The 20,584-nt window shown below is 42.7% G+C and carries 35 protein-coding genes; 1 reads left to right on the forward strand and 34 read right to left on the reverse strand.

Translation table 11 applies throughout. The features are described from left to right. Positions 1-3 precede the first annotated feature (3 nt). The 4 genes from KOLE_RS09425 to dnaN are packed head-to-tail and all read right to left on the reverse strand — an operon-like array spanning position 4 to position 3,172. Positions 4-384, reverse strand: a complete 381-nt coding sequence (locus KOLE_RS09425; protein WP_015869189.1) for a hypothetical protein — start codon at positions 382-384, stop codon at positions 4-6. A 9-nt stretch (positions 385-393) separates the two neighbouring features. Further along, a complete protein-coding gene (locus KOLE_RS09430) occupies positions 394-1,596 on the reverse strand; it encodes a type II secretion system F family protein (protein ID WP_015869190.1) in 1,203 nt (400 codons plus the stop codon). A 1-nt stretch (position 1,597) separates the two neighbouring features. Further along, entirely contained in the window at positions 1,598-2,068 is a 471-nt protein-coding gene (gene ispF, locus KOLE_RS09435) for a 2-C-methyl-D-erythritol 2,4-cyclodiphosphate synthase (RefSeq protein ID WP_015869191.1), read from the reverse strand. Further along, positions 2,069-3,172, reverse strand: coding sequence for a DNA polymerase III subunit beta (gene dnaN / locus KOLE_RS09440; protein WP_015869192.1), 1,104 nt, complete (start codon positions 3,170-3,172; stop codon positions 2,069-2,071). Positions 3,173-3,261: 89 nt separating this feature from the next. On the opposite strand from dnaN, the gene nfi reads away from it, so the two are divergent. Further along, positions 3,262-3,942, forward strand: a complete 681-nt coding sequence (gene nfi, locus KOLE_RS09445) for an endonuclease V (RefSeq protein WP_015869193.1) — start codon at positions 3,262-3,264, stop codon at positions 3,940-3,942. Here the strand turns inward: nfi and KOLE_RS09450 are convergent. From KOLE_RS09450 to rplB, 30 genes are all read right to left on the reverse strand, one after another. Continuing rightward, positions 3,927-4,871 (reverse strand): ROK family protein, encoded by a 945-nt coding sequence (locus KOLE_RS09450; protein ID WP_015869194.1) that lies wholly within the window; start codon positions 4,869-4,871, stop codon positions 3,927-3,929. The genes nfi and KOLE_RS09450 overlap by 16 nt on opposite strands. Positions 4,872-4,884: 13 nt before the next feature. Next, the gene (rho, locus tag KOLE_RS09455) at positions 4,885-6,162 is read right to left on the reverse strand and encodes a transcription termination factor Rho (RefSeq protein WP_041289031.1); all 1,278 of its coding nucleotides are present in this window, start codon (positions 6,160-6,162) and stop codon (positions 4,885-4,887) included. Between the two features lie 361 nt (positions 6,163-6,523). Further along, on the reverse strand, positions 6,524-7,180 hold the full coding sequence (gene fsa / locus KOLE_RS09460) for a fructose-6-phosphate aldolase (protein WP_015869196.1): 657 nt from the start codon (positions 7,178-7,180) through the stop codon (positions 6,524-6,526). 56 nt (positions 7,181-7,236) lie between these two features. Continuing rightward, complete coding sequence (gene rplQ / locus KOLE_RS09465) at positions 7,237-7,686, reverse strand: 50S ribosomal protein L17 (RefSeq protein WP_015869197.1); 450 nt, start codon at positions 7,684-7,686, stop codon at positions 7,237-7,239. A gap of 23 nt (positions 7,687-7,709) precedes the next feature. Next, positions 7,710-8,726 carry a DNA-directed RNA polymerase subunit alpha gene (locus KOLE_RS09470; RefSeq protein ID WP_041288736.1) on the reverse strand — a complete coding sequence of 339 codons (1,017 nt, stop codon included), beginning with the start codon at positions 8,724-8,726 and terminating at the stop codon, positions 7,710-7,712. 51 nt (positions 8,727-8,777) lie between these two features. After that, entirely contained in the window at positions 8,778-9,404 is a 627-nt protein-coding gene (rpsD, locus tag KOLE_RS09475; protein ID WP_015869199.1) for a 30S ribosomal protein S4, read from the reverse strand. A gap of 16 nt (positions 9,405-9,420) precedes the next feature. Further along, positions 9,421-9,813, reverse strand: coding sequence for a 30S ribosomal protein S11 (gene rpsK / locus KOLE_RS09480; protein ID WP_015869200.1), 393 nt, complete (start codon positions 9,811-9,813; stop codon positions 9,421-9,423). A 25-nt stretch (positions 9,814-9,838) separates the two neighbouring features. Next, on the reverse strand, positions 9,839-10,204 hold the full coding sequence (gene rpsM / locus KOLE_RS09485) for a 30S ribosomal protein S13 (protein ID WP_015869201.1): 366 nt from the start codon (positions 10,202-10,204) through the stop codon (positions 9,839-9,841). 14 nt (positions 10,205-10,218) lie between these two features. After that, on the reverse strand, positions 10,219-10,335 hold the full coding sequence (gene rpmJ, locus KOLE_RS09490; RefSeq protein WP_015869202.1) for a 50S ribosomal protein L36: 117 nt from the start codon (positions 10,333-10,335) through the stop codon (positions 10,219-10,221). A gap of 2 nt (positions 10,336-10,337) precedes the next feature. Next, entirely contained in the window at positions 10,338-10,577 is a 240-nt protein-coding gene (infA, locus tag KOLE_RS09495) for a translation initiation factor IF-1 (protein WP_015869203.1), read from the reverse strand. Positions 10,578-10,589: 12 nt separating this feature from the next. Beyond that, positions 10,590-11,342 (reverse strand): type I methionyl aminopeptidase, encoded by a 753-nt coding sequence (gene map, locus KOLE_RS09500; protein WP_015869204.1) that lies wholly within the window; start codon positions 11,340-11,342, stop codon positions 10,590-10,592. Position 11,343: 1 nt separating this feature from the next. Continuing rightward, on the reverse strand, positions 11,344-11,991 hold the full coding sequence (locus tag KOLE_RS09505) for an adenylate kinase (protein ID WP_015869205.1): 648 nt from the start codon (positions 11,989-11,991) through the stop codon (positions 11,344-11,346). A 5-nt stretch (positions 11,992-11,996) separates the two neighbouring features. Continuing rightward, positions 11,997-13,283 (reverse strand): preprotein translocase subunit SecY, encoded by a 1,287-nt coding sequence (gene secY / locus KOLE_RS09510; RefSeq protein WP_015869206.1) that lies wholly within the window; start codon positions 13,281-13,283, stop codon positions 11,997-11,999. Between the two features lies 1 nt (position 13,284). Continuing rightward, positions 13,285-13,731 (reverse strand): 50S ribosomal protein L15, encoded by a 447-nt coding sequence (gene rplO, locus KOLE_RS09515; protein ID WP_015869207.1) that lies wholly within the window; start codon positions 13,729-13,731, stop codon positions 13,285-13,287. Between the two features lie 14 nt (positions 13,732-13,745). Beyond that, positions 13,746-13,934 carry a 50S ribosomal protein L30 gene (gene rpmD, locus KOLE_RS09520; protein WP_015869208.1) on the reverse strand — a complete coding sequence of 63 codons (189 nt, stop codon included), beginning with the start codon at positions 13,932-13,934 and terminating at the stop codon, positions 13,746-13,748. Beyond that, positions 13,919-14,482, reverse strand: a complete 564-nt coding sequence (gene rpsE / locus KOLE_RS09525; RefSeq protein WP_015869209.1) for a 30S ribosomal protein S5 — start codon at positions 14,480-14,482, stop codon at positions 13,919-13,921. Before rpsE ends, rpmD begins: the two co-directional genes overlap by 16 nt. Positions 14,483-14,495: 13 nt before the next feature. Beyond that, positions 14,496-14,864 carry a 50S ribosomal protein L18 gene (gene rplR, locus KOLE_RS09530; protein WP_015869210.1) on the reverse strand — a complete coding sequence of 123 codons (369 nt, stop codon included), beginning with the start codon at positions 14,862-14,864 and terminating at the stop codon, positions 14,496-14,498. A gap of 23 nt (positions 14,865-14,887) precedes the next feature. Further along, positions 14,888-15,442: a 50S ribosomal protein L6 gene (gene rplF / locus KOLE_RS09535; RefSeq protein WP_015869211.1), complete on the reverse strand. Its 555-nt coding sequence runs from the start codon at positions 15,440-15,442 to the stop codon at positions 14,888-14,890. Between the two features lie 14 nt (positions 15,443-15,456). After that, entirely contained in the window at positions 15,457-15,861 is a 405-nt protein-coding gene (gene rpsH / locus KOLE_RS09540) for a 30S ribosomal protein S8 (RefSeq protein ID WP_015869212.1), read from the reverse strand. Positions 15,862-15,874: 13 nt separating this feature from the next. Next, complete coding sequence (locus tag KOLE_RS09545; RefSeq protein ID WP_015869213.1) at positions 15,875-16,060, reverse strand: type Z 30S ribosomal protein S14; 186 nt, start codon at positions 16,058-16,060, stop codon at positions 15,875-15,877. A 17-nt stretch (positions 16,061-16,077) separates the two neighbouring features. Beyond that, entirely contained in the window at positions 16,078-16,629 is a 552-nt protein-coding gene (gene rplE, locus KOLE_RS09550) for a 50S ribosomal protein L5 (protein WP_015869214.1), read from the reverse strand. A gap of 20 nt (positions 16,630-16,649) precedes the next feature. Next, the gene (rplX, locus tag KOLE_RS09555) at positions 16,650-16,973 is read right to left on the reverse strand and encodes a 50S ribosomal protein L24 (protein WP_015869215.1); all 324 of its coding nucleotides are present in this window, start codon (positions 16,971-16,973) and stop codon (positions 16,650-16,652) included. Between the two features lie 14 nt (positions 16,974-16,987). After that, positions 16,988-17,356, reverse strand: coding sequence for a 50S ribosomal protein L14 (gene rplN, locus KOLE_RS09560; protein ID WP_015869216.1), 369 nt, complete (start codon positions 17,354-17,356; stop codon positions 16,988-16,990). Next, entirely contained in the window at positions 17,353-17,658 is a 306-nt protein-coding gene (gene rpsQ / locus KOLE_RS09565; RefSeq protein WP_015869217.1) for a 30S ribosomal protein S17, read from the reverse strand. Before rpsQ ends, rplN begins: the two co-directional genes overlap by 4 nt. 5 nt (positions 17,659-17,663) lie before the next feature. Continuing rightward, positions 17,664-17,864, reverse strand: a complete 201-nt coding sequence (rpmC, locus tag KOLE_RS09570; RefSeq protein ID WP_015869218.1) for a 50S ribosomal protein L29 — start codon at positions 17,862-17,864, stop codon at positions 17,664-17,666. Then, positions 17,864-18,289, reverse strand: coding sequence for a 50S ribosomal protein L16 (rplP, locus tag KOLE_RS09575; protein ID WP_015869219.1), 426 nt, complete (start codon positions 18,287-18,289; stop codon positions 17,864-17,866). The genes rpmC and rplP overlap by 1 nt, the downstream gene beginning before the upstream one ends. A 31-nt stretch (positions 18,290-18,320) precedes the next feature. Next, a complete protein-coding gene (rpsC, locus tag KOLE_RS09580; protein WP_015869220.1) occupies positions 18,321-18,968 on the reverse strand; it encodes a 30S ribosomal protein S3 in 648 nt (215 codons plus the stop codon). Positions 18,969-18,978: 10 nt separating this feature from the next. After that, positions 18,979-19,440, reverse strand: a complete 462-nt coding sequence (gene rplV / locus KOLE_RS09585) for a 50S ribosomal protein L22 (RefSeq protein WP_015869221.1) — start codon at positions 19,438-19,440, stop codon at positions 18,979-18,981. Between the two features lie 14 nt (positions 19,441-19,454). Then, positions 19,455-19,739, reverse strand: coding sequence for a 30S ribosomal protein S19 (gene rpsS, locus KOLE_RS09590; protein ID WP_015869222.1), 285 nt, complete (start codon positions 19,737-19,739; stop codon positions 19,455-19,457). Positions 19,740-19,755: 16 nt separating this feature from the next. Further along, positions 19,756-20,583, reverse strand: a complete 828-nt coding sequence (gene rplB / locus KOLE_RS09595; RefSeq protein WP_015869223.1) for a 50S ribosomal protein L2 — start codon at positions 20,581-20,583, stop codon at positions 19,756-19,758. Position 20,584: the final 1 nt, after the last annotated feature.

Below are 20,584 nucleotides of genomic sequence, written 5' to 3' on the forward strand. Positions count from 1 at the left end.
CTATTAATAAACTACTCTACCGGTTACTGGCATGATAACCAGCGAAGAACCATCTTCAAATGAAAAAGTAGTGGAACCTTTCTCTATAAAGAAAGAACCATCATCTTCAAATCCAAAGATACAATCTTGAGAAGCTGTACCGGGAAAATCTTCAAATTTTCCTCCGGTAGATACTATAAATATCCCTGTTGTATGGTTGTAAAAGATTTTTCTTCGCTTTGAACTCTGTATTGCTTCCTGCTTTACATCTTCCAGAAAGATATCAAATTGTATTTTCGAAAGTTTTATATTATAACTCCCAAAGAAATTTATAATCGGGAAAGAGATTAAGAACATTCCCAATGAGATTAAAAGAATATACAGTACTGTTTCCGTGAGATTCATGGCTATAAGTTATCCTCCCATTGCTTGTTCCATCGAGAAAATTGTGTTGTACATTGTGTAAGCAAGGAAGCCAATAAATCCACCGATAAACATGATCATAATTGGTTCAACCAAGGAAACGAGTTTCTTGAGAGAGGTAGTTACCTGCGCATGGTAAAAATCCGCTACTTTGAACATAACTTCATCTAATTTACCTGTTTCCTCACCTGTTGAAACCATGCTTATAACGATGGAAGGGAATATCTTCTGCTTTTCTAGCGAAACGTGTATAGGTTCCCCGGCTCTGATCATATCTACAGCTAATGAAATTCCGTTCATTATTTTGGTGCTTTCCGAAACCTCGGCGGCGAGTTCAAGGGATGTTGGAAGATCCACACCACTTGCCACCAGAACCGCTAGAGTACGTGTGAAACGCTCAAGGGCTGTTGTTTCTCGTAACTTTCTTACAGGTGGAATGATAGATCCAAAAAAATTTTTTACGATCAGACCGTATTTTGTCATCATGAAGATTTTGGCTCCTATAAAGAACATTACCACTGCAATGGCAACCACTACTCCATGATTTGTCAGCAGCGAATTCATCCACAGGAGGAATCCCATAACTCCGCCAGGTTCAAATCCAGTACCAAAGGCACTCATTAGATTTGGTAGTATGAAGAAGGAAATAACTCCAACGATACCAACGGCAAAAGCCATCATGAACAATGGATAAGACATTGCTGATTTTACCTGGTTTTGAAGGTCAACCATTCCTTCGTAGAATTCGGCAACCCTTTGTAAGGCCTCATCGAGTACGCCGCCAGTTTCGCCAGCTCTGACAAGATTCACAAAGAGTTCATCAAAGACGCGTGTTTTTTCAAGGGCATCGCTGAATCCTTCACCTGATTCAATTAAAAGAACGACTTCAACCAAAATTTTTCTGAATCTACGAGAAAACATAGTTTGTTTTGAAAGTACCTGTAGTGCGTCTCTAATCCTAACTCCTGACGATACCATCGTTGCCAGCTGTCTTGAAAAGAGGCTAAGTTCTTTAGGTTGTATAGGGAACAATGACCTTTTTCTTTTCCGGGTCTTTGAAATTGGCTTGATGGATGTAACCACGAATCCCTGGCTATTCAATAGTTGCAACGCTTCAAGTTGGGAAGCTGCGCTAATTTTTCCTCTTTCTGTTTTTCCATCTTTGGTGATTATTTCGTACCTATATTCCGGCATACTATGTCCCCACCTTTTTTAACATACACACAGCATATACAGACACTGAATTTCCATACAAAGTATTTCCAGATTTTGGTTTCACATTTATATTCCCTTTACTTATGCCAAGAATTCTTGCAAGTTTTAGTCGTATGTTTTCTATATGAGGATTCATTCTGACTTTGTCTATAATAATCACAGAATCGATATTCAGTATCTCGTATTTTCCTGCTAATATCTTTTTTCGTATTATTTCAAGGAACTCAGTACTTCTCCTTCCGCGATTTTCTTCATTTTCCGGAAACCAGATACCTATATTGCCGGCATTCGTGGCTCCTAATATTGCATCTACAATGGCATGAATCAATGCATCGCCATCGGAATGGCCAATTGAGGAATATTCCTCAGATACTTTTACACCCCCAAGATATAATCCTTTTTTGTTTGCTTCTAAAGGGTGAGCATCGAATCCAATTCCTACCCGATACATTTAGATCAGCCTTATTGGCATTATAATGTATAGATATCCTTCAACATCTACAGGATTCATCTGCAACGGACTGTTAGAATCCACAAAGTTGAGTTCCACTTCTTCTGTATCTATCTTCTTTGTTGCTTCCAGCAAGAATTTTGGATTGAAAGCAATGATAAGGTCTTCTCCGTCTTTCTTTATTTCAAGCTCTTCAGAGGATTCACCGTGATCTGGGCTCTTAGCAATGAGTTTCATGTTATCCTCTTTGATCTCGATCTTAATAGAATCACTTCCGAGCCTGGCGGCGATAGAAGCGCGTCTGATAGCATCAGATAATGATGAGGTGTTAGCTACAACACGTGTTTTGAAGGCTTTAGGAAGCACTTTTTTATAATCCGGGAAATCGGCTTCAACAACTCTCGCCACCATCTCTGTGCCATCAAAATAGAATCCTACCCGGGTGCCATCATAAACGATCTTCATGTCATCTGATCCAGCTGTTTTTATGCTTGATTGCAAGTCTTTCATACTTTTAAGTGTCAACAGAAAATGATCTTCGAGGTTTTGATTTGTTTTTTCCTCAGCGAGTGCCAGTCTGAATCCATCTGCGGCTACGAGCCGGAGATAACCACCTTCGAGTTCCCAGTACACACCGTTGAGATTTCTCATAAATTCATCTTTTGCCGCACAAAAGAGCACCCTATCTATCATTATTTCAAGCGCGGTAACGGAAGTTTCCAGTTCCCATCCACCCTGAGCGGGTTCTACCTCTGGAAATTCTTCGCCAGACATTGTGGGTAGAACGAAACGACTCTTTTCCATTCTTATGACGAGGTTCGTGTCCTGAAACTCAAAGAAAACCTTTCCATCCGGTAAATTACGCATTATTTCAAGCAAAACCTTCGCGTCAACGACAAATTGCCCGGTTCCGGAGATTTCGCTTGGTTGAACATAAGTCTTTATAGAGGTCTCCAGGTCAGTTGCGATAAGTTCTAACTTGCTGTCTTCTGCTGTTCTGAAGAGTATACCAGAAAGAATAGGCTTAACGGTCTTTGAAGCAACAGCGGTTGACACGGATTCGAGGCGTGTCAAAAATTCATTCCTTGGTATTGAAAATCTCATTTAGACACCTCCAAACGTCCATCTTCTACCTTTATATTTTAACCTAACAGAGGGTATAATTCCAACGAACCCTTATAAAGGAGGTTAGCATGAAAATTCGGTGCTTACACGATTGGAATGTTTCTCTGGAAGAAGCCGCTGATATCCAGAGAACCCTGAAAGGAATGTTATCCTTTGAATTTCCTGCGAAAAAGGTTTCAATCGTTGCAGGTGTGGATGTTTCTTTTCCTCAGAAGAATCTAGGGCTCTGTGTGATAGTAGTGATGGATGATACTTTGAAAGTGATTGAAAGTGTCTATCACACCCAGGAAGTTCATATTCCTTATGTGTCGGGGTTCCTTTCCTTTCGAGAAGGCCCAATATTCATTGAAACAGTGAAAAAATTGAAAATAGTTCCTGACCTTTTCTTTTTTGATGGTCAGGGAATAGCGCATCCTCGAGGCCTTGGCATTGCTGCTCATATGGGATTGTTATTGGAAAAGCCATCTTTAGGTGTTGCAAAAAGTCATTTGTTTGGTAGCTACAACGAACCAGGTAGAAATAAAGGAGATTTCTCTTATATGTATAATAAAACCGGGGAGATAATTGGAACAGTTTTAAGAACCAAAAAAAATACAAAACCTGTTTTTGTTTCACCGGGCCATATGATGGATGTTGATACCGCTATGTCATTAACCCTAAAATATACAGGAAAATATAGGTTACCAGAACCAACAAGGCAGGCTCACATACTTACCCAGCGTTTGAGAAAAAATCACCTCTTGCGATAGAAAACGATGGAAGCGGCCCCTTTTATTCCGGCATCTTCCACCAGATCACTTAGATCTACTTTGGCCGTTCCCTTGAATGAAGTCATTACGTATCTATCAACCCGTTCTCTAAGGTTTTTTAGTAGAAAGTCTCCCGCTTTACTCACACCTCCGCCGACTATTACTACTTCCGGGTTGAACGTGTGAATGAATCCACCTATTCCACGTGCAAGAGCATCAATAAACCTATCAAAAATAATTTTTCCAAGTTCATCTCCGCTTTTTGCGGCATCTATAACGGTTTTTGCCTCTATTTTTTCAGATGAGAAAATCGCAGAATCAGGAAAACGCTTTCTATATTCGTGAGCAAAACGCACAATTGCCGTTGCGGATGCTACTGCTTCCAAACAGCCATGTGAACCACAGCCACAGAGTGGACCGTTTGGCTCCACAATAATATGTCCGAGTTCCACAGCATAACCGTTGTGGCCGGTTATTAGTTGACCGTGAGAAATGACTCCGCTACCAATTCCTGTTCCGATAGTGAGTCCTATCATATGTTTACTACCTTTATATTTCCCAAAAGCCCATTCACCAAGGATAAAAGCGTTGGCATCGTTTTCAATAAAAGTTTCCAATCCTGTATGTTTTCTTATCATAGAAGCAAGGGGAAAATCTCTCCAATCCGGAAAATTCGGTGAAAATAAGACCTTTCCGCTATCTCTGTCTATTGATCCAGGGGAACCAATTCCTATGGCAAGCACTTTGTCCTTCTCGTTTGCGATGTCTAGAATATTATGTATACTATTGGCAATACGTGCCACCACATCTTCTCGGCCTCTGGAAACCAGGGTGGGAATAGTTGTTTTGTTCAGAATCTTTCCATGTTCATCTACCAAACCTATTTTAGTTTCTGTACCTCCAAGATCGATGCCAATAACTAATCCCATTTCATCCTACCTTTCAATATCTGCTTTTTTCGAGATCTATCAGATCAAGAAATTCCTCGTTGGATTTAGTGGTTTTCATTTTATCTACAATGACTTTTAATCCTTCCTCTTCACTGATTCCCGCAAGCATTCTTCTGAGAACCCAAACTTTCCTTAGAATTTCAGGCGGAAGCAGGAGTTCTTCCTTCCTTGTTCCGGAAAGGTTTAGATTTATTGCAGGGAATATTCGTTTGTTGGCGAGTTGTCTAGAGAGAACCAATTCCATATTTCCAGTGCCTTTGAATTCTTCAAAAATAACTTCATCCATCTTGCTTCCAGTTTCAACCAACGCGGTGGATATTATGGTCAAACTTCCTCCGTCTTCAATATTCCTGGCAGCACCAAAGAAATGCTTTGGATGATACAGTGCAGATGGGTCGACACCACCACTGAGAAGTTTTCCACTTGGGGGAACGTAGAGGTTGTATGCCCTTGCAAGACGAGTGATACTGTCCAGCAATATCACGACGTCGTAGCCAAACTCGACCAGACGCTTGGCCATTTCCAGTGTCAACTCTGCAACTCTTATCTGTTTGTCAGGTGACATATCAAATGGGGCAGCTATTACGTGAGCATCAGTTGACCTTCGTAAGTCGGTAACCTCTTCTGGGCGTTCATCTATCAAAAGAATAATTCGTATTGTGTTTGGATGATTTTCCGCGATTCCATTGGCGATCTCTTTGAGCAGAGTGGTTTTTCCAGCTTTAGGTGGTGCGACGATAAGCCCTCTCTGGCCTTTGCCGATTGGAGAAAACAAATCAATTATCCTTGTGCTAACAATATATGGTTCCGTTTCGAGAATGAACTTTTCATCCGGATAAACAGGAACAAGATTCTGGAAACTTATTCTCTCTTCAGCGTAAGACACGGGTTTTTGATTGATTGCTTCGATTCTCAACAGTGCAAAATACTTTTCTCCTTCTTTGGGAGAACGGACCTGACCCGCAACCCAATCACCCGTATTCAGGTTGAATCTGCGAATCTGAGATTGACTGACGTATATATCGTTAGAACTTGGTAAGAGATTGTTATCAAGGGTTCTAAGAAACCCATAGCCCCCGTCAGTTATCTCAAGCACACCTTCAGCAAAGAAGTATCCATAAGATTCGGTTTGTGCTTTGAGCACAGCAAAGATAAGATCTTTCTTTGCCATTTGTGTATAACCGGTGATGGAGTATTTTCTCGCGAGTTTGTAGAGTTCACGTATGGGCATTTTGAGAAGCTGGGAAATGTCGATTTCCACTTCCCTGATAGTATCCTTGACCTTGTTGTTCTGGTCTTTTTCGTTGTCAGTTTTATCTGTTGTGGAAGAATCTTTGTTGGCGGAAGTTTCAGGAGTTTTGTTTACCTTCTCAGAATGATTCTGCTCGGAAGAGCTCACACTTTCGACTTCCTTAACTTCCTTTTCTTCAGAAGATTTTTCAACACTTTTTTTCCTTCTTGGGCTCAATTTTCACGGTGCAATCCCCAGAATAAACGGATGCACCAACCCTCCTTCCAAAAAGAAGATTATTTATGAATTAACACTGGTGCAGTTTTACGAAGGGAAAAACAAGTAAGAGGGGAAGTACAAACTTTCCTCGCATTAAATATAACACACCTCTATTCAAAAATCAAAGGCCTGTACCTTTTCTGTATTCTTCCCAGTCATTTAAGAACCTTTCAATTCCTTTGTCAGTTAGGGGGTGATGAAAGAGTTTTTCGAGAACATTAAAGGGCATAGTTACAATGTCTACGCCGATTGTAGCGAGTTCCAGCACGTGCATCGGATGGCGTATACTCGCTGCGAGAACGTTTGTTTGAAAACCATAATTTGAGAATATAGCAACGATATCCTCAACAAGCCTCAAGCCATCAGAGGAGATATCGTCCACACGCCCGATAAACGGGCTTACATACGTTGCGCCCGCTTTTGCTGCCAGAAGAGCTTGAACCGCACTGAAAACAAGAGTAACATTTGTTTTAATTCCTTCAGATGAAAGGGTTTTTACCGCTTTGATTCCTTCAGGAGTCATTGGAATTTTGATAACGACGTGTTCATCGAGCATTGCAAGATCCCGTGCTTCTTTCACCATTCCTTCATAATCCAGTGCAACGACCTCCGCACTGACAGGGCCCTTCACTGTTTCGCAGATTTCTTTTATTCTCTCTGTGAAAGGGGCTTTTTCGCGAGCTATCAATGTTGGATTTGTAGTAACTCCATCGATTACTCCCCAGGCCACAGCTTTCTTAATCTCTTCAATATTAGCGGTGTCCAGGAATATTCGCATATTTTACCTCCTTGGATGACGCAGATAAAAAAGATGGCTACCGCGGGTAGCCATCTTTAGTTTTCAACGTTTTCTTCGCTTTTTGTTTCTACGAGTTGAAGAATAGAGAGTTCAGCGGCGTCTCCTCTTCTTCTACCTACCTTGATAATTCTCGTGTAACCACCGTTTCTGTCGATGTAATTAACAGCGATCTCATCACAGATTTTTTTAACAAGTTTTCTGTCATTGAAATGCCTGTTGATTTCTCTTCTTAGAGCGACGTTTTTTGATCGCAAAGCCTGGATTTCAGGATCACCGTTGGATCTTTCATTGATTTCTTTTGCGTAAAGGGCCGCTTTCTTAGCTTTGGTTATTATTGATTCGACAAAGGGTTTTACCGCTTTTGCTTTAGCTGTGGTGGTGATAATTGTTCCATGCTCGAAAAGCTCCCTCGCAAGACCTCGCATTAATGCGAGCCTTTGGCTGTGAGGTCTGTTGAGCTTTTTCTTCTTGACTCTATGTCTCATGGGGCAACCTCCTTAACCTTCTTTTACTGTTCTTTCTTTAGTGAGAGGTTGAACTTCTCCTTCAATTTTTTCTTGACTTCTTCCATTGATTTATCACCAAAGTTCCTTATTTTAAGAAGATCAGCCTCTGTTCTGCTTATAAGGTCACCAATTGTGTTGATTTTATCGCGCTTCAGACAGTTAAGCGACCTTACGGATAGTTCCAGTTCTTCTATACGTCTTGAAAGCACGGAATCCTCTTCTGAGATGGGTTCTTCAACAGGTTCTTCTTCCGGTTGGGGTTCTTCGGGTTCAAAAATCGAAGCGCTGTTTACTAAAATTCCTGAATTATCAAGTACCTGATTCAGACTTGATGTGGTAACCTCAAAATGCTTTATCAATATATCTGTTGCCTTTAAAAGCGCTTCTGTTGGTTTTATAGATTTCTTTGTCCAGACTTCCAGAATGAGTTTGTCGTAGTCGGTTTTCTTTCCTACACGAACATTTTCGGAAATGAAATTGACTTTAAGAACCGGACTGAATATACCATCTATATAGATCATTTCCACATCCTGTTCCAGCTCCATTTCCGAGACTGGAACGAAACCCTTACCAATTTCAGCAAAGAGCTCCATGTAAACAGCAGCATCTTCATTTAAGGTGGCTATATATTGGGAAGGGTTAACCACTTCGACTCCTGTAGGAGCTTTTATATCTCCAGCAGTTAAAATAGCTGGGCCCTTTTTCTCTATGCTTAGCTTAACAGGATCAGAAAACTCTAGGGCAGGTTTAAGCTGCACTTTTTTTAAATTCAGGATTATTTCAAGGATGTCCTCTTTAACCCCATCGATTGTATCATACTCATGATATTTCCCCGGGATTTTCAATCTGGTTATTGCCATACTTGGAATTGAGGAGAGGAGAACTCTTCTGAGCGCATTTCCTATGGTTACAGCGTATCCTCTTTCCATTGGTGAAAGGACAAACTTTGCGTAATAACTGTTCTGTTCCTCTCTCTCCTCTTCAATCTTTAGAGATTTTGGCATTACAAATCCAACCATTGTGACTGCCCAAGTATCGGGCACACACCTCCTTTCAAGAAGGTAACAACATTACTTCGAGTAGAGCTCGATGATGGATTGCAGATCGACAGGAATATCTACTTCTTCTCTCTCAGGGAATCTAACAAATGTTCCTCTAGCCGCATCGAAATCGATTTCCAGCCATGGAGGTGTGGTTCGATTCCTGGAAGCCTCGATCGCTTCTTTAACAGGAACTTTTGCTTTGCTCTTTTCTTTGATCTCGATAATATCACCCGGTCTCACACTGTAAGATGCCTTGTTGACTTTTCTGCCATTTACGAGAACGTGACCATGACTGACAAGCTGGCGAGCCTGTTTTCTGCTGGAAGCAAAGCCCATTCTGTAAACCACATTGTCCAGTCTGCTTTCCAGTACTTTAATGAGAGCTGTACCGGTTTCTTCAGACTTTCTGGATGCAATTTCAAAATACCTTCTGAACTGTTTTTCAAGAACACCGTACATTCTTTTGAGCGCCTGTTTGGATCTAAGCTGCATACCATATTGTGTAAGTTTGCGTGTTGCGCTGCCGTGTTGTCCAGGAGCAAAAGGACGTTTGACAACAGCACATTTGGGAGTGAAGCATCTTTCTCCCTTCAAATACAGTTTGAACCCTTCACGTCTGCAAAGCTTGCAAACAGGTCCAGTGTATCTGGCCATTCATTTCCCTCCTCGTTTATACTCTGCGTCTTCTTCTGGGTCTGCACCCATTGTGCGGGATTGGGGTGATATCCTTTATAGAGTCCACAACAAGACCGGCTGCCTGAATGGTTCTAATAGCAGCTTCTCTTCCCGCACCGGGACCCTTAACCTCAATTGAGACTCTTGTAAGTCCAAGTTTCAAGGCTTCCTTGGCTATCTTGTCGGCAGCCAGTTGGGCTGCGTAAGGGGTTGATTTTTTTGATCCAGAATAACCAACGGTACCTCCGGATGCCCAGAGGATCGTATTCCCATCTAAATCCGACAGAGTGATGATCGTGTTATTGAACGTGGATTTGATATGGACAACACCACGATCAATATTTAACTTTTTTCTTTTTTTGGTTCTTGATGACCTATTCCTTGCCATTCATCTTACCTCCTCGGAGACCCAACTATTTCTTCTTAATCCTGCTGGCCCTTGGACCTTTTCTTGTTCTCGCGTTGGAATGGGTCTTCTGGCCTCTAACAGGTAGTCCAATCTTGTGCCTTATGCCGCGGTAACATCCTATCTCTATCAATCTCTTGATATTGCGCTCTACTTCCTGACGAAGTTCACCTTCAACCTTGTAATGGTCGGTTATATACTTGGAAATTCTACTGATCTCTTCGTCTGTGAGATCTTTAACCCTCTTATCACCGTCTATGTTTGTGTTTTTCAGGATTTCTTTTGCCCTGGCAGGACCTATTCCATATATGTATGTTAGAGCAACAAAGGTCTTCTTGTTGTTTGGCAATTCAACACCAACGATACGTGCCATTCAGCGTTCCCTCCTTAACCCTGGCGCTGGTTGTGCCTTGGATTTTTCGAACACACAACCATAACTCTTCCTTTTCTTTTTATGAGCTTGCAGTGTTCGCAACGTTTTTTTACCGACGCTCTTACTTTCACTGTTATGCTCCTCCTTTGTTTATTTTCTTTCGAAAAACTATTCTTCCTTTGCTTAGATCGTAAATGGATACTTCTACGATAACGCGGTCACCCGGAATCAAACGTATGAAATTTTTCCTCATTCTTCCGGAAATGTGTGCCAGTACGATATGGTCATTGTCGAGTTTCACCTTAAATGTGGCATTGGGCATTGATTCAATTACCACACCTTCCATTTTAATTACATCGCTTTTATCAGCCATGACGTCACTCCCTCACAAGCTTGAGAGAATACGCGAACCATTCTTCTCGATGACGATTGTATGCTCAAAATGAGCTGCCTTCGAACGATCAATGGTAACAGCAGTCCATCCATCATTGAGAACCTCTACCCTGTAACTGCCACTGGATATCATTGGTTCGATTGCTATAGTCATTCCTGCACGTAACAAAGCACCCATTCCTTTTTTACCATAATTGGGTATTTGCGGATCTTCGTGCAGTGCAATCCCAACTCCATGGCCTACGTAATCTCTTATTACAGAAAACCCATTTGCTTCGACGAAATTTTGGATCGTGTACCCTATATCACCAACACGGTTACCTGGAACAGCTACGTCGATAGCCATATAAAGGGCACGTTCGGTGATTTCCATCAGTTTCCTGTCTCTTTCACTATTGAAGTTGTCAACAACGAATGTCCGTGCTGCATCACCGTAATATCCATCCTTAATTACACCACAGTCAACCGTGACAAGGTCTCCCTTTTTGAAGATCTTGTCCTTCAAAGGAAATCCATGAACAATTTCTTCGTTCACAGAAACACAAAGTACATAAGGATATCCGTTGTATCCTTTAAATGCTGGCTTTGCCCCGGCGTTAAGGATGAATTCTTCAGCTATCCTTTCCAGATCATATGCGGTTGCACCGTTTAGTATGTTTTCACTTATCAATTCTAGGACTTCCGCAACAATTTTAGCAGCATATTCGATTTTACGGATTTCTTCAGGAGATTTCAACCTTATCATATTACAAATTCTCCAAATTTTTAAATATTTCTTCAGTTACAGCTTCGATGTCTAAAGAACCGTCAATGGTTATCAGAGAGCCATGTTCGCTGTAGTAATTAATCACCGGCGCTGTTTTTTCCATGTAAACTCTGTAACGTTCGCGAACTGTTGCTGGTTTGTCATCCTCTCTCTGAATCAATCCGATATTACAATCATCGCAAAGCATATCGTTTTTTGGTTTAATCGTGAGAAGGTTATACACCTTTCCACACGAGGGGCAAACACGTCTGCTTGATATCCTCTCAACTACAACTTCTTCGGGAGCATCAATGAGTATAACAGCGTCAAGTTCCTTCCCAAGATTACCCAAAATCCCCGACAGACTTTCCGCTTGCTGGACAGTTCTTGGAAATCCATCAAGGATGAATCCCTTAGCGCTGTCGGGTTTCTTCAAGCGGTCTTCAACAATAGCAACCATAAGGTCATCAGGTACGAGCAATCCTTTTTCAATGATCTCTTTCACTTTCTTTCCCAGTTCTGTGCCAGCAGCCACGGCTTCCCTGAGCATATCCCCCGTCGATATATGAGGGATTCCATATCTCATAGCAATTTTTTTTGCCTGGGTTCCTTTACCCGCACCGGGAGGACCGAGCAAAATAATGTTCATTTGTATCATCTCCTCCCGCGCAGTCTACCCTTTTTGATGAATCCTTCGTAGTGTCTAACGATAAGGTGGGATTCTATCTGCTGAAGGATGTCTAAAGCGACACCAACAGCGATCAGCGTGGATGTACCTCCAATGACTATCTGAATTCCTATGAATCCCTGAACGATAGACGGCAGCAGGGCAATGATAACAAGGAAAATAGCCCCCATAAAGGTAACCCGTGTTAAAACCCTGCTTATGTATCGTTCGGTTGGATATCCAGGTCTAATTCCCGGAATATAACCACCGTAGTTCTTTATGTTATTCGAAACATCTTTAACATCAAAGACCAACGTGCTATAGAAATAAGTGAAGAAGAACACCAACAGACCGTATAGTGTCAGGTACAACGGTGAGGAATAAGCAAACAGTCTGCCAAGCAGGTTCCCTTCTGGTAGGACACTGGAAATCATCTGGGGTAGCGTCATTATTGCTGCCGCAAAGATTATCGGGATAACGCCTCCCTGATTTACTTTTATCGGAATATGTGTTGAAACGCCGCCGAAAACACGCCTTCCAGATACACGCCTTGCATACTGTATTTCGATTCTTCTTTCACCCATTTGTACATAGATAACGGCAACAACTGTTAATACGGCGATAGCTATAAGGACAATCCACTGCAGCGGAGTAAGGGACACTGCTGCCTGAGCGATGTATTGAGGATACCTGGCAACTATACCAGCAAATATCAGCACAGAGATACCGTTACCTATACCCTTTTCTGTTATACGTTCACCGAGCCAGAGCAGGAACATTGTACCACCCAGGAGAGACACCGTTCCGAGTAGTACAAAAATTGCTCTGTTTGGTGTTGCGATGAGCCCTTGGTTGTTGGAAAGGGCAAGTGTAAGAAGGAAAGCCTGGAGCGAGCCCAAAAACACGGTCAAACGCCTTGTAAGCCGGGCATATTTTTTCCTTCCTTCTTCTCCCTCTTTCAACATCTCTTTGAGACTTGGAACGACAGAAGCGAGTAACTGTAACATGATTGATGCGTTTATGTATGGTGTAACACTGAGAGCGAAAAGCGAGAAATTCTTAAGAGCACCTCCGGTGAAAACATCGAAGAATCCGATGAAGCCTCCGGCAGCTCCTTCAGAAAGACCAGAAAAGTAGCTAGCCCAGGCATTGATGTTAATGCCTGGGATTGGTATATATATACCCAAACGAAAGATGGCCAACGCAAAGAGTGTGAAAAAAATCCTATCCCTGAGTTCAGGGATTTTGAAGGCGTTCTTAAGCGCATTCCACACGTCAAATCACCTCAGCCTTGCCACCTACAGCTTCGATCTTCTCTTTCGCGGTCCTGCTGAAAGCATGAGCTTTAACGACCAACGCTTTGGTAAGTTCTCCTTTGCCAAGTATCTTTACGCCATCTTTCAAATTCTTAATTATCTTTTTCTCCAGAAGGATTTCTGGGGTGATCACGTTTCCCTCTTCAAATACTTCTTCAAGGGTAGAGAGGTTGATAATCACATACTCTTTTGCATTTCTATTCTTGAAACCTTTTATCGGGATTCTACGAAACAGAGGTGTCTGACCACCTTCGAAGAACATCCTGACTTTTCCTGTGCCTCTTCCCTGTCCCTTGTGACCACGAGATGAGGTTTTTCCTTTTCCGGAACTGGAACCCCTACCAACTCGTTTACTCTTTGGTCGCGAACCAGGTGCAGGGCGAAGGTTTTCGAGACTGAATGCCATCGACTATACCCCCTTCAATTTTCTATCTCTTTTACTTCTAGCATGTGAATAACAGCGTTGATCATGCCCCTTATCTGAGGGGAATCATCATGCACAACCTCATCGCTGATTTTTCTTAGGCCCAACGCTTTGAGTGTGGCACGCTGCCTTCGATTGTATCCAATAGGGCTTTTAACAAGCTTTATCTTCAGCTTCTTGGCCATGATTCACCCTCCTCGGAAACACCGTTGAATACTTCTTTAACGGAAACATTTCTGAGCTTGGCATATTCAGCTGGTGATTTCAGCTGAAGGAGACCGTTTATTGTCGCTCTTGCCAGATTGATTGGATTGGTTGATCCGAGAGATTTTGTGAGTATGTTCTTTATACCGGCAAGTTCAACAACGGCTCTTACGGGTGTGTTAGCTATGATACCAGTACCGGGACCAGCGGGTTTGAGGAGGACTCTGGACGCGTCCTGCCTGCCGAGAACTTCATGAGGGATCGTGTCTCTGAGAACCGGTACATCTATAAGGTTCTTTTTTGCGGCAATTATAGCTTTCCTGATGGCTGTTGGAACCTCTCTGGCGCTTCCAACACCAAGACCAACCTTACCGTTTTTATTGCCAACAATAGCTACCGCACGGAAAGAAAGATTCTTACCTCCAGCGACGACTTTTGTGACACGGCGAATCTCTATTATTCTTTCTTCGAATTCTTTTTCTTCAACCTGTTTCTGGATTGAGATACCTGGTTTTCTTGCTTCGGGCATTCAAAGCACCTCCTCAGAACTCGAGGCCGGCTTCTCTTGCGGCATCGGCCAATGATTTGATTCTACCATGAAATTTAAAACCGCCTCTGTCAAAGACAATTTTTTTGATGCCTTTTTCAGCCGCTCGTTTGGCGATTAGCTTACCGACCTCTTTTGCCGCTTCCTGATTCCAAGTTTTTGTGAGTTTTTCTCGGAGTTCTTTATCAACCGTCGAAGCGGAAACGATGGTACGACCTGCAATATCGTCTATGATCTGTGCGTATATATGTCTTTCACTCCTGTAAACGGCCAACCTTGGCCTTTCAGGAGTTCCCTTTATTTTAGACCTGACGCGCAAATGGCGTTTTCTTCTTAGTTCTTTTCTATCTCTGCGCTTTATCACAGGAACTGTCCTCCTTTCACCGATCAGACTTTCTTACCGACCTTGGTTCTGACATATTCACCCTTGTATCTGATACCCTTACCGGAGTAAACGATTGGTTCTCTCCAGCGTCTGATGTTTGCAGCAACCTGTCCCACAAGATACTTGTCAATTCCTTTTACAATTATTGAAGTGGGATTGGGAACCTCAATTGTGATTCCTTCTGGTGGCTCGATTTCAACAGGGTGAGCGTAACCAAGGTTGAGCACAAGCTTCTTCCCTTGTAACTGGGCACGATATCCTACACCTTTGATCTCAAGTTCTTTTTGATAACCCTGTGTGACGCCGATAATCATGTTTCTTACCAATGCCCAGTAGGTTCCAGAGAACATGGCGAGTTTCCTGCGGTCACTCTGCCTTCTAACCATTTCCTCATTTGGTGTAACCCAGATACCGTCTTCTTTCTGTTCTATTTTAACGTATGGAAGGTATTCCTGAGACAGTTCACCTTTAGGGCCTTTAACCTTGATGATGTTTTCCTTAATTTCAACCTGGACTCCATTGGGAACTGGTATTGGTTTTTTTATGAGCCTTGACATCACTATCCCTCCTGTTACCAGACGTAGCAAATAACTTCACCGCCGACATTTTTCTTGCGGGCTTCCTTGTCCGTTATGATGCCTTTTGATGTGCTGATAACGGCAATTCCCATCCCGGATTTTACTTTCGGCAGTTCGTCTTTGCTGACGTAAATTCTTCTTCCGGGTTTAGAAACCCTGACGATTCCACTGATAACTCTCTGTCTGTTTCTTCGATCTCCTTTGTACTTCAGAAATACCTTCAGAATCCCTTGTTTTCCGTCTTCGATGTATTTGTAATCTTCAATATATCCTTCTTTCTTCAGGATTTCCAGTATTGCTCGCTTCATGTTAGAAGCTGGGAGATCTACGCTTTCTTTAAAAGCTGCATTTGCATTTCTAATCCTTGTGAGCATGTCAGCTATGGGGTCGCTCCACATTTTACTTCCCTCCTCACCAGCTTGCCTTCTTCACGCCAGGGAGTTTTCCCTCTGAGGCGAGTTTTCTAAAACAAACTCTACAAAGGCCAAACTCCCTATAAACGGCTCTTGGTCTTCCACATATATGGCAGCGATTATACTTCCTGACTTTGTATTTAGATCCTCTTTTCCACTTAGCAACCATCGATTTTTTTGCCATAATCTACCTCCTTACCCTCATCTTTTGAAGGGCATGCCCAGAAGTGCTAAGAGCTTACGAGCTTCTTCATCTGTTTTTGCAGTGGTTACGATGATTACGTCCATTCCCTGAATTCTTTTGACCTGATCAGGAGCTATCTCGGGGAATATTAATTGTTCTGGTAAACCGAGAGCGTAATTACCTTTTCCGTCGAAACTATCAGGATTGACTCCCCTGAAGTCTCTCAGTTTGGGTAGAACGATGTTTATCAGTTTGTACAGGAAATTGTACATCCTTGCGCCTCTGAGCGTTACTTTGAGTCCAAGAGGCATGCCTTTCCTGATTTTGAAGTTTGCAATACTCTTCTTTGCCTTTGTAACAACGGGTTTCTGTCCCGCTATTGCCATCAATTCCCTCGCGTGAATTTCGATGAGGTCAGCATTTCTTGATCCTTCACCAATTCCCATGTTAATGACTATTTTTTCGAGTCTGGGAACCTGAAGCTTGTTCTTGTAGCCAAATTCTTTCATCATCGAGGGAACGACTTCTTTTTCGTATTTTTCTTTTAGTGGTACGTAGTCGTATGTCATTCTTTATTCCTCCCCCTCGTTCATACCTTGTCAATTATCTCGCCACATTTTTTGCAGACACGAACTTTCTCTCCGCTTTCTAACTTTTTGTGGCCAACCCTGGTTGGTTTATCACAATTAGGGCAAACAACCATCACTTTACAGGCATAGATTGGGGCTTCACGCTCAATTATTCCGCCTTCCCGGTACTGGTTCGTTGGGCGCTGATGACGTTTTGTGAAGTTAACGCCCTCAATGATGACCTTCCCTTCTTTCGGGAGGGTTTTCAGAACCTTCCCGATTTTTCCTTTGTATTCTCCGGATATAACCTTTACGGTATCGTCTTTCTTTATTCTCATACCCATCTACACACCACTCCTTACCAAACCTCTTGTGCAAGAGAGGCGATCTTGGAGAACCCTTTTTCTCTCAACTCTCTTGCAACAGGTCCAAAAACACGGGTACCTTTGGGCTGATTCTGTTTGTCGATAATAACCGCTGCGTTGTCATCGAAACGGATGTATGTTCCATCCGGTCTACGTATTTCCTTTTTTGTTCGAACGACTACCGCACGAACGATATCACCTTTTTTGATATCGGTGTTCGGAACAGCCTCCCTAACAGAAGCCACTACGATATCACCAATGGAACCTGTTTTCCTTTTGGATCCTCCAGAAACCTGGATAACCTTGATGACCTTTGCACCGGAGTTATCGGCAACTCTCAGATAAGATTCAAGCTGTATCATTTCTCTTCACCTCCGAGCATTTCCACGTTCTCGGGAGTTTCGAGTTTTTCTTCACCAAAAACACTCTTTTTAACTATTCTAACGACTTTGAACTTTTTTGTTTTGCTCAATGGTCTGCATTCTTCGATTTCGACGATGTCGCCGATTCCGCAGGAGTTGTCTTCATCATGAGCGTGATACTTTTTTGCTCTCTTAACAGTTTTCTTGTAGAGAGGGTGAGCAAAAGTTCTTTCAACTCTGACTACTACAGTTTTATCCATTTTATTGCTTACAACGGTTCCGACTAATTTTTTCCTTGGCATAGCTGTTACCTCCTTACCCCAAGCTCGCGACCGCGGAGGATTGTCTTTATTCTTGCTATATCTCTTTTAACAAACTTTATCTGAGAAGTGTTGGTTAATTTGTTCATCTCGAGCTGAAACCTGAGATCCATCAACTTTCTTTTCAAATCGTCAAGCATCTGCTTGAGCTCCTCGTCTGTGAACTTCTGAAGTTCTGTTGCTTTCATCAGAGCTCACCCCCTATTTCGTATCTTGGAACAATCTTTGTCTTGATTGGGAGCTTGGTAGCGGCGTAAGCAAGGGCTTCTTTGGCTAGTTCATCGTTAATACCGCCGATTTCAAAAAGTATCTTACCAGGTTTGACAACTGCAACCCAACCTTCAACGTCTCCTTTACCTTTTCCCATTCTCACGCCGATACCTTTTGAGGTTATCGGTTTATCTGGGAAAACTCTGATCCAGACTTTTCCATTTCTTTTAAGCGTTCTCATTATCGCGATACGACAAGCTTCGATTTGCTGTGCCGTGATCCAGTGTGGCTCAAGAGCTTTAAGACCCCAATCACCGAAGTGAACGAGGGTACCACCCTTGGCTTTTCCACGCATTTTGCCACGTTGTTGTTTTCTATACTTAACACGTTTGGGCATCAGCATCTTGTTTACCTCCCCTCAAACTTCTAGCGGCTCAAGCCTCAGTTGCTTTTTTCTGGGCAACGTCTCCCTTATAAATCCAGACTCTGACGCCAATGATACCCATTTTTGTAAGGGCTGTGGTGTAGCCGTAGTCGATGTCTGATTTTAATGTCTGAAGAGGGAGTCGTCCTTCGAGATACCATTCAGTTCTTGCAATTTCTGCACCGTTCAAACGTCCGGAAACCATTATCTTGATTCCTTTGGCTCCTTTGCGCATTGCGGTGAAAATTGCCCTTTTCATAGCACGTTTATAAGAAGCTCTCTTTTCAATTCTTGAAGCGATATCTTCGGCTACCAGTAAAGCATCGGTCTCGGGTGTTTTCACTTCTTCAATGTTTAACTGGAATTTTCTGTTTATGAGCCTTTCGAGACCAGCTCTCAGCTTCTTGACTTCAGAACCCTTTCTGCCGATGATGACACCAGGACGAGCACATTTAATGGTTATTGAGACCTTTCCAGGTTCAGGTCTTTCAATAAAGATGTCGGAAACACCGGCAGAATGGTACGTTTTTTTGATGTAATCACGTATTTTTAAATCTTCAAGTAGATACTCTTTGTAGTTTTTCTCGTTTATCCAGCGAGCTTTCCAATCTTTGCTTATTCCAAGCCTGAATCCATATGGATGTACCTTCTGACCCACCTATGTCACCTCACTCCTGAGGATTGTTATTTGATTCCATGTTGTTGTCTTGTGTCTCTTTTTCACTGTCTCTCACAACAATGGTTATGTGGCTGAAACGCTTCTGGAGTATGTCAGCTCTTCCTCTTCCGCGCGGCCACAATCTTTTCATTCTTGGACCATCATCGACGACGGCGTGACTTACATAGAGCGTGTCAACATTGAGACCAAAATTGTTTTCAGCATTTGCCACAGCAGATCTTAAGACTTTGGATACGATTCTTGCTGCTTTCTTGGGAGAGAATTCCAGTATCTGGAAAGCCTCTCCAACGCTCTTACCTCTGATAGCGTTAACGACGGCTCTTGCCTTTCTGGGAGAAATTCTGATATATCTTGCAACTGCTCTAGCTTCGATCTTTGGTTGCGCCTGTTCCTGTTCTTTCCTGTTTCTATGAAAGACAGATCGTTTTGGCCTTGTTGGAACTTCGGGCATAACGAGATCCCTCCTCATTTGACTTGACCTTTCTTGGACTTCTTATCGGCATGCCCACCGAAACGTCTGGTGGGGGAGAATTCTCCAAGCCTATGACCGATCATATTTTCCGTGATGTAAACCGGTATGTGTTTCATACCGTTATAAACAGCTATTGTATGACCAATCATCTCTGGAACCACCATGGATGCACGGCTCCACGTCTTTATGGGTTTCTTTTCACCTTTTTCATTCATTTCCTTTATTTTCTTTAAGAGTTTAGGGTGTACGTAAGGACCCTTTTTCTTAGACCGAGACATTCATTGCACCCCCTGCTTATTTCTGTTTCCTTCGCTTGACGATTAACTTGTCGGAAGGTTTCTTTGATTTTCTGGTTTTGTACCCTTTGGCAGGAATACCCCAGGGGCTTTGAGGAATATGACCTTTCGATCTTCCTTCACCACCACCCATTGGATGGTCGACCGGGTTCATGGTCATACCCCTTACGGTAGGACGAATTCCAAGCCATCTTTTGCGACCGGCCTTACCGTGTACCTCATTGGAATGATCTTCGTTTCCTACCATACCAATGGTCGCCATACAGGTTACAAGTACTTTCCTGAGTTCACCTGAGGGCATTCTCAAGAGAGCATAGCGACCTTCCTTTGCCATGAGCTGGGCGTAGGTGCCGGCAGACCTGGCAATCTGACCGCCTTTACCGGGTATAAACTCTATGTTGTGAACAATAGTCCCAACAGGAATATTGGCAAGAGGTAGAGCGTTGCCAACGGTTATTTCGGCATCAGGTCCATTCATTATAGTGTCGCCAACTTTCAGCCCTTTGGGTGCGAGAATATATCTTTTTTCACCATCAGCATAAACAAGAAGAGCTATTCTCGCTGTTCTGTTGGGGTCATATTCTATTGAAGCAACGCGTGCTGGAATACCAAATTTATTTCTCTTGAAATCAATGATTCGATACATTCTCTTATGACCGCCACCCTGATGTCTTACGGTTACGTGGCCGTGATGGTTGCGTCCTGCCTTCTTCTTAAGAGGAACGAGAAGAGACTTTTCGGGTTCGGTTTTTGTTATTTCACTGTAATCAGGGATCAGCATGAATCTTCTTCCCGGGGTGACTGGTTTGAACTTCTTGAGACCCATT

Source organism: Kosmotoga olearia TBF 19.5.1 (genome assembly GCF_000023325.1).
Classification (GTDB): Bacteria; Thermotogota; Thermotogae; order Petrotogales; family Kosmotogaceae; genus Kosmotoga; species Kosmotoga olearia.

Excerpts from the sequence above, each read along its gene's own strand:
- KOLE_RS09425 (WP_015869189.1), bottom strand. The coding sequence starts at position 384 with ATGAATCTCACGGAAACAGTACTGTATATTCTTTTAATCTCATTGGGA.
- KOLE_RS09430 (WP_015869190.1), bottom strand. The coding sequence starts at position 1,596 with ATGCCGGAATATAGGTACGAAATAATCACCAAAGATGGAAAAACAGAA.
- ispF (WP_015869191.1), bottom strand. The coding sequence starts at position 2,068 with ATGTATCGGGTAGGAATTGGATTCGATGCTCACCCTTTAGAAGCAAAC.
- dnaN (WP_015869192.1), bottom strand. The coding sequence starts at position 3,172 with ATGAGATTTTCAATACCAAGGAATGAATTTTTGACACGCCTCGAATCC.
- nfi (WP_015869193.1), top strand. The coding sequence starts at position 3,262 with ATGAAAATTCGGTGCTTACACGATTGGAATGTTTCTCTGGAAGAAGCC.
- KOLE_RS09450 (WP_015869194.1), bottom strand. The coding sequence starts at position 4,871 with ATGGGATTAGTTATTGGCATCGATCTTGGAGGTACAGAAACTAAAATA.
- fsa (WP_015869196.1), bottom strand. The coding sequence starts at position 7,180 with ATGCGAATATTCCTGGACACCGCTAATATTGAAGAGATTAAGAAAGCT.
- rplQ (WP_015869197.1), bottom strand. The coding sequence starts at position 7,686 with ATGAGACATAGAGTCAAGAAGAAAAAGCTCAACAGACCTCACAGCCAA.
- KOLE_RS09470 (WP_041288736.1), bottom strand. The coding sequence starts at position 8,726 with ATGGTTGGATTTGTAATGCCAAAATCTCTAAAGATTGAAGAGGAGAGA.
- rpsD (WP_015869199.1), bottom strand. The coding sequence starts at position 9,404 with ATGGCCAGATACACTGGACCTGTTTGCAAGCTTTGCAGACGTGAAGGG.
- rpsK (WP_015869200.1), bottom strand. The coding sequence starts at position 9,813 with ATGGCAAGGAATAGGTCATCAAGAACCAAAAAAAGAAAAAAGTTAAAT.
- rpsM (WP_015869201.1), bottom strand. The coding sequence starts at position 10,204 with ATGGCACGTATCGTTGGTGTTGAATTGCCAAACAACAAGAAGACCTTT.
- infA (WP_015869203.1), bottom strand. The coding sequence starts at position 10,577 with ATGGCTGATAAAAGCGATGTAATTAAAATGGAAGGTGTGGTAATTGAA.
- map (WP_015869204.1), bottom strand. The coding sequence starts at position 11,342 with ATGATAAGGTTGAAATCTCCTGAAGAAATCCGTAAAATCGAATATGCT.
- KOLE_RS09505 (WP_015869205.1), bottom strand. The coding sequence starts at position 11,991 with ATGAACATTATTTTGCTCGGTCCTCCCGGTGCGGGTAAAGGAACCCAG.
- rplO (WP_015869207.1), bottom strand. The coding sequence starts at position 13,731 with ATGGCATTCAGTCTCGAAAACCTTCGCCCTGCACCTGGTTCGCGACCA.
- rpmD (WP_015869208.1), bottom strand. The coding sequence starts at position 13,934 with ATGGCCAAGAAGCTGAAGATAAAGCTTGTTAAAAGCCCTATTGGATAC.
- rpsE (WP_015869209.1), bottom strand. The coding sequence starts at position 14,482 with ATGCCCGAAGCAAGAAAACCAGGTATCTCAATCCAGAAACAGGTTGAA.
- rplF (WP_015869211.1), bottom strand. The coding sequence starts at position 15,442 with ATGTCAAGGCTCATAAAAAAACCAATACCAGTTCCCAATGGAGTCCAG.
- rpsH (WP_015869212.1), bottom strand. The coding sequence starts at position 15,861 with ATGTGGAGCGACCCCATAGCTGACATGCTCACAAGGATTAGAAATGCA.
- KOLE_RS09545 (WP_015869213.1), bottom strand. The coding sequence starts at position 16,060 with ATGGCAAAAAAATCGATGGTTGCTAAGTGGAAAAGAGGATCTAAATAC.
- rplE (WP_015869214.1), bottom strand. The coding sequence starts at position 16,629 with ATGACATACGACTACGTACCACTAAAAGAAAAATACGAAAAAGAAGTC.
- rplX (WP_015869215.1), bottom strand. The coding sequence starts at position 16,973 with ATGGGTATGAGAATAAAGAAAGACGATACCGTAAAGGTTATATCCGGA.
- rplN (WP_015869216.1), bottom strand. The coding sequence starts at position 17,356 with ATGATACAGCTTGAATCTTATCTGAGAGTTGCCGATAACTCCGGTGCA.
- rpsQ (WP_015869217.1), bottom strand. The coding sequence starts at position 17,658 with ATGCCAAGGAAAAAATTAGTCGGAACCGTTGTAAGCAATAAAATGGAT.
- rpmC (WP_015869218.1), bottom strand. The coding sequence starts at position 17,864 with ATGAAAGCAACAGAACTTCAGAAGTTCACAGACGAGGAGCTCAAGCAG.
- rplP (WP_015869219.1), bottom strand. The coding sequence starts at position 18,289 with ATGCTGATGCCCAAACGTGTTAAGTATAGAAAACAACAACGTGGCAAA.
- rplV (WP_015869221.1), bottom strand. The coding sequence starts at position 19,440 with ATGCCCGAAGTTCCAACAAGGCCAAAACGATCTGTCTTTCATAGAAAC.
- rpsS (WP_015869222.1), bottom strand. The coding sequence starts at position 19,739 with ATGTCTCGGTCTAAGAAAAAGGGTCCTTACGTACACCCTAAACTCTTA.
- rplB (WP_015869223.1), bottom strand. The coding sequence starts at position 20,583 with ATGGGTCTCAAGAAGTTCAAACCAGTCACCCCGGGAAGAAGATTCATG.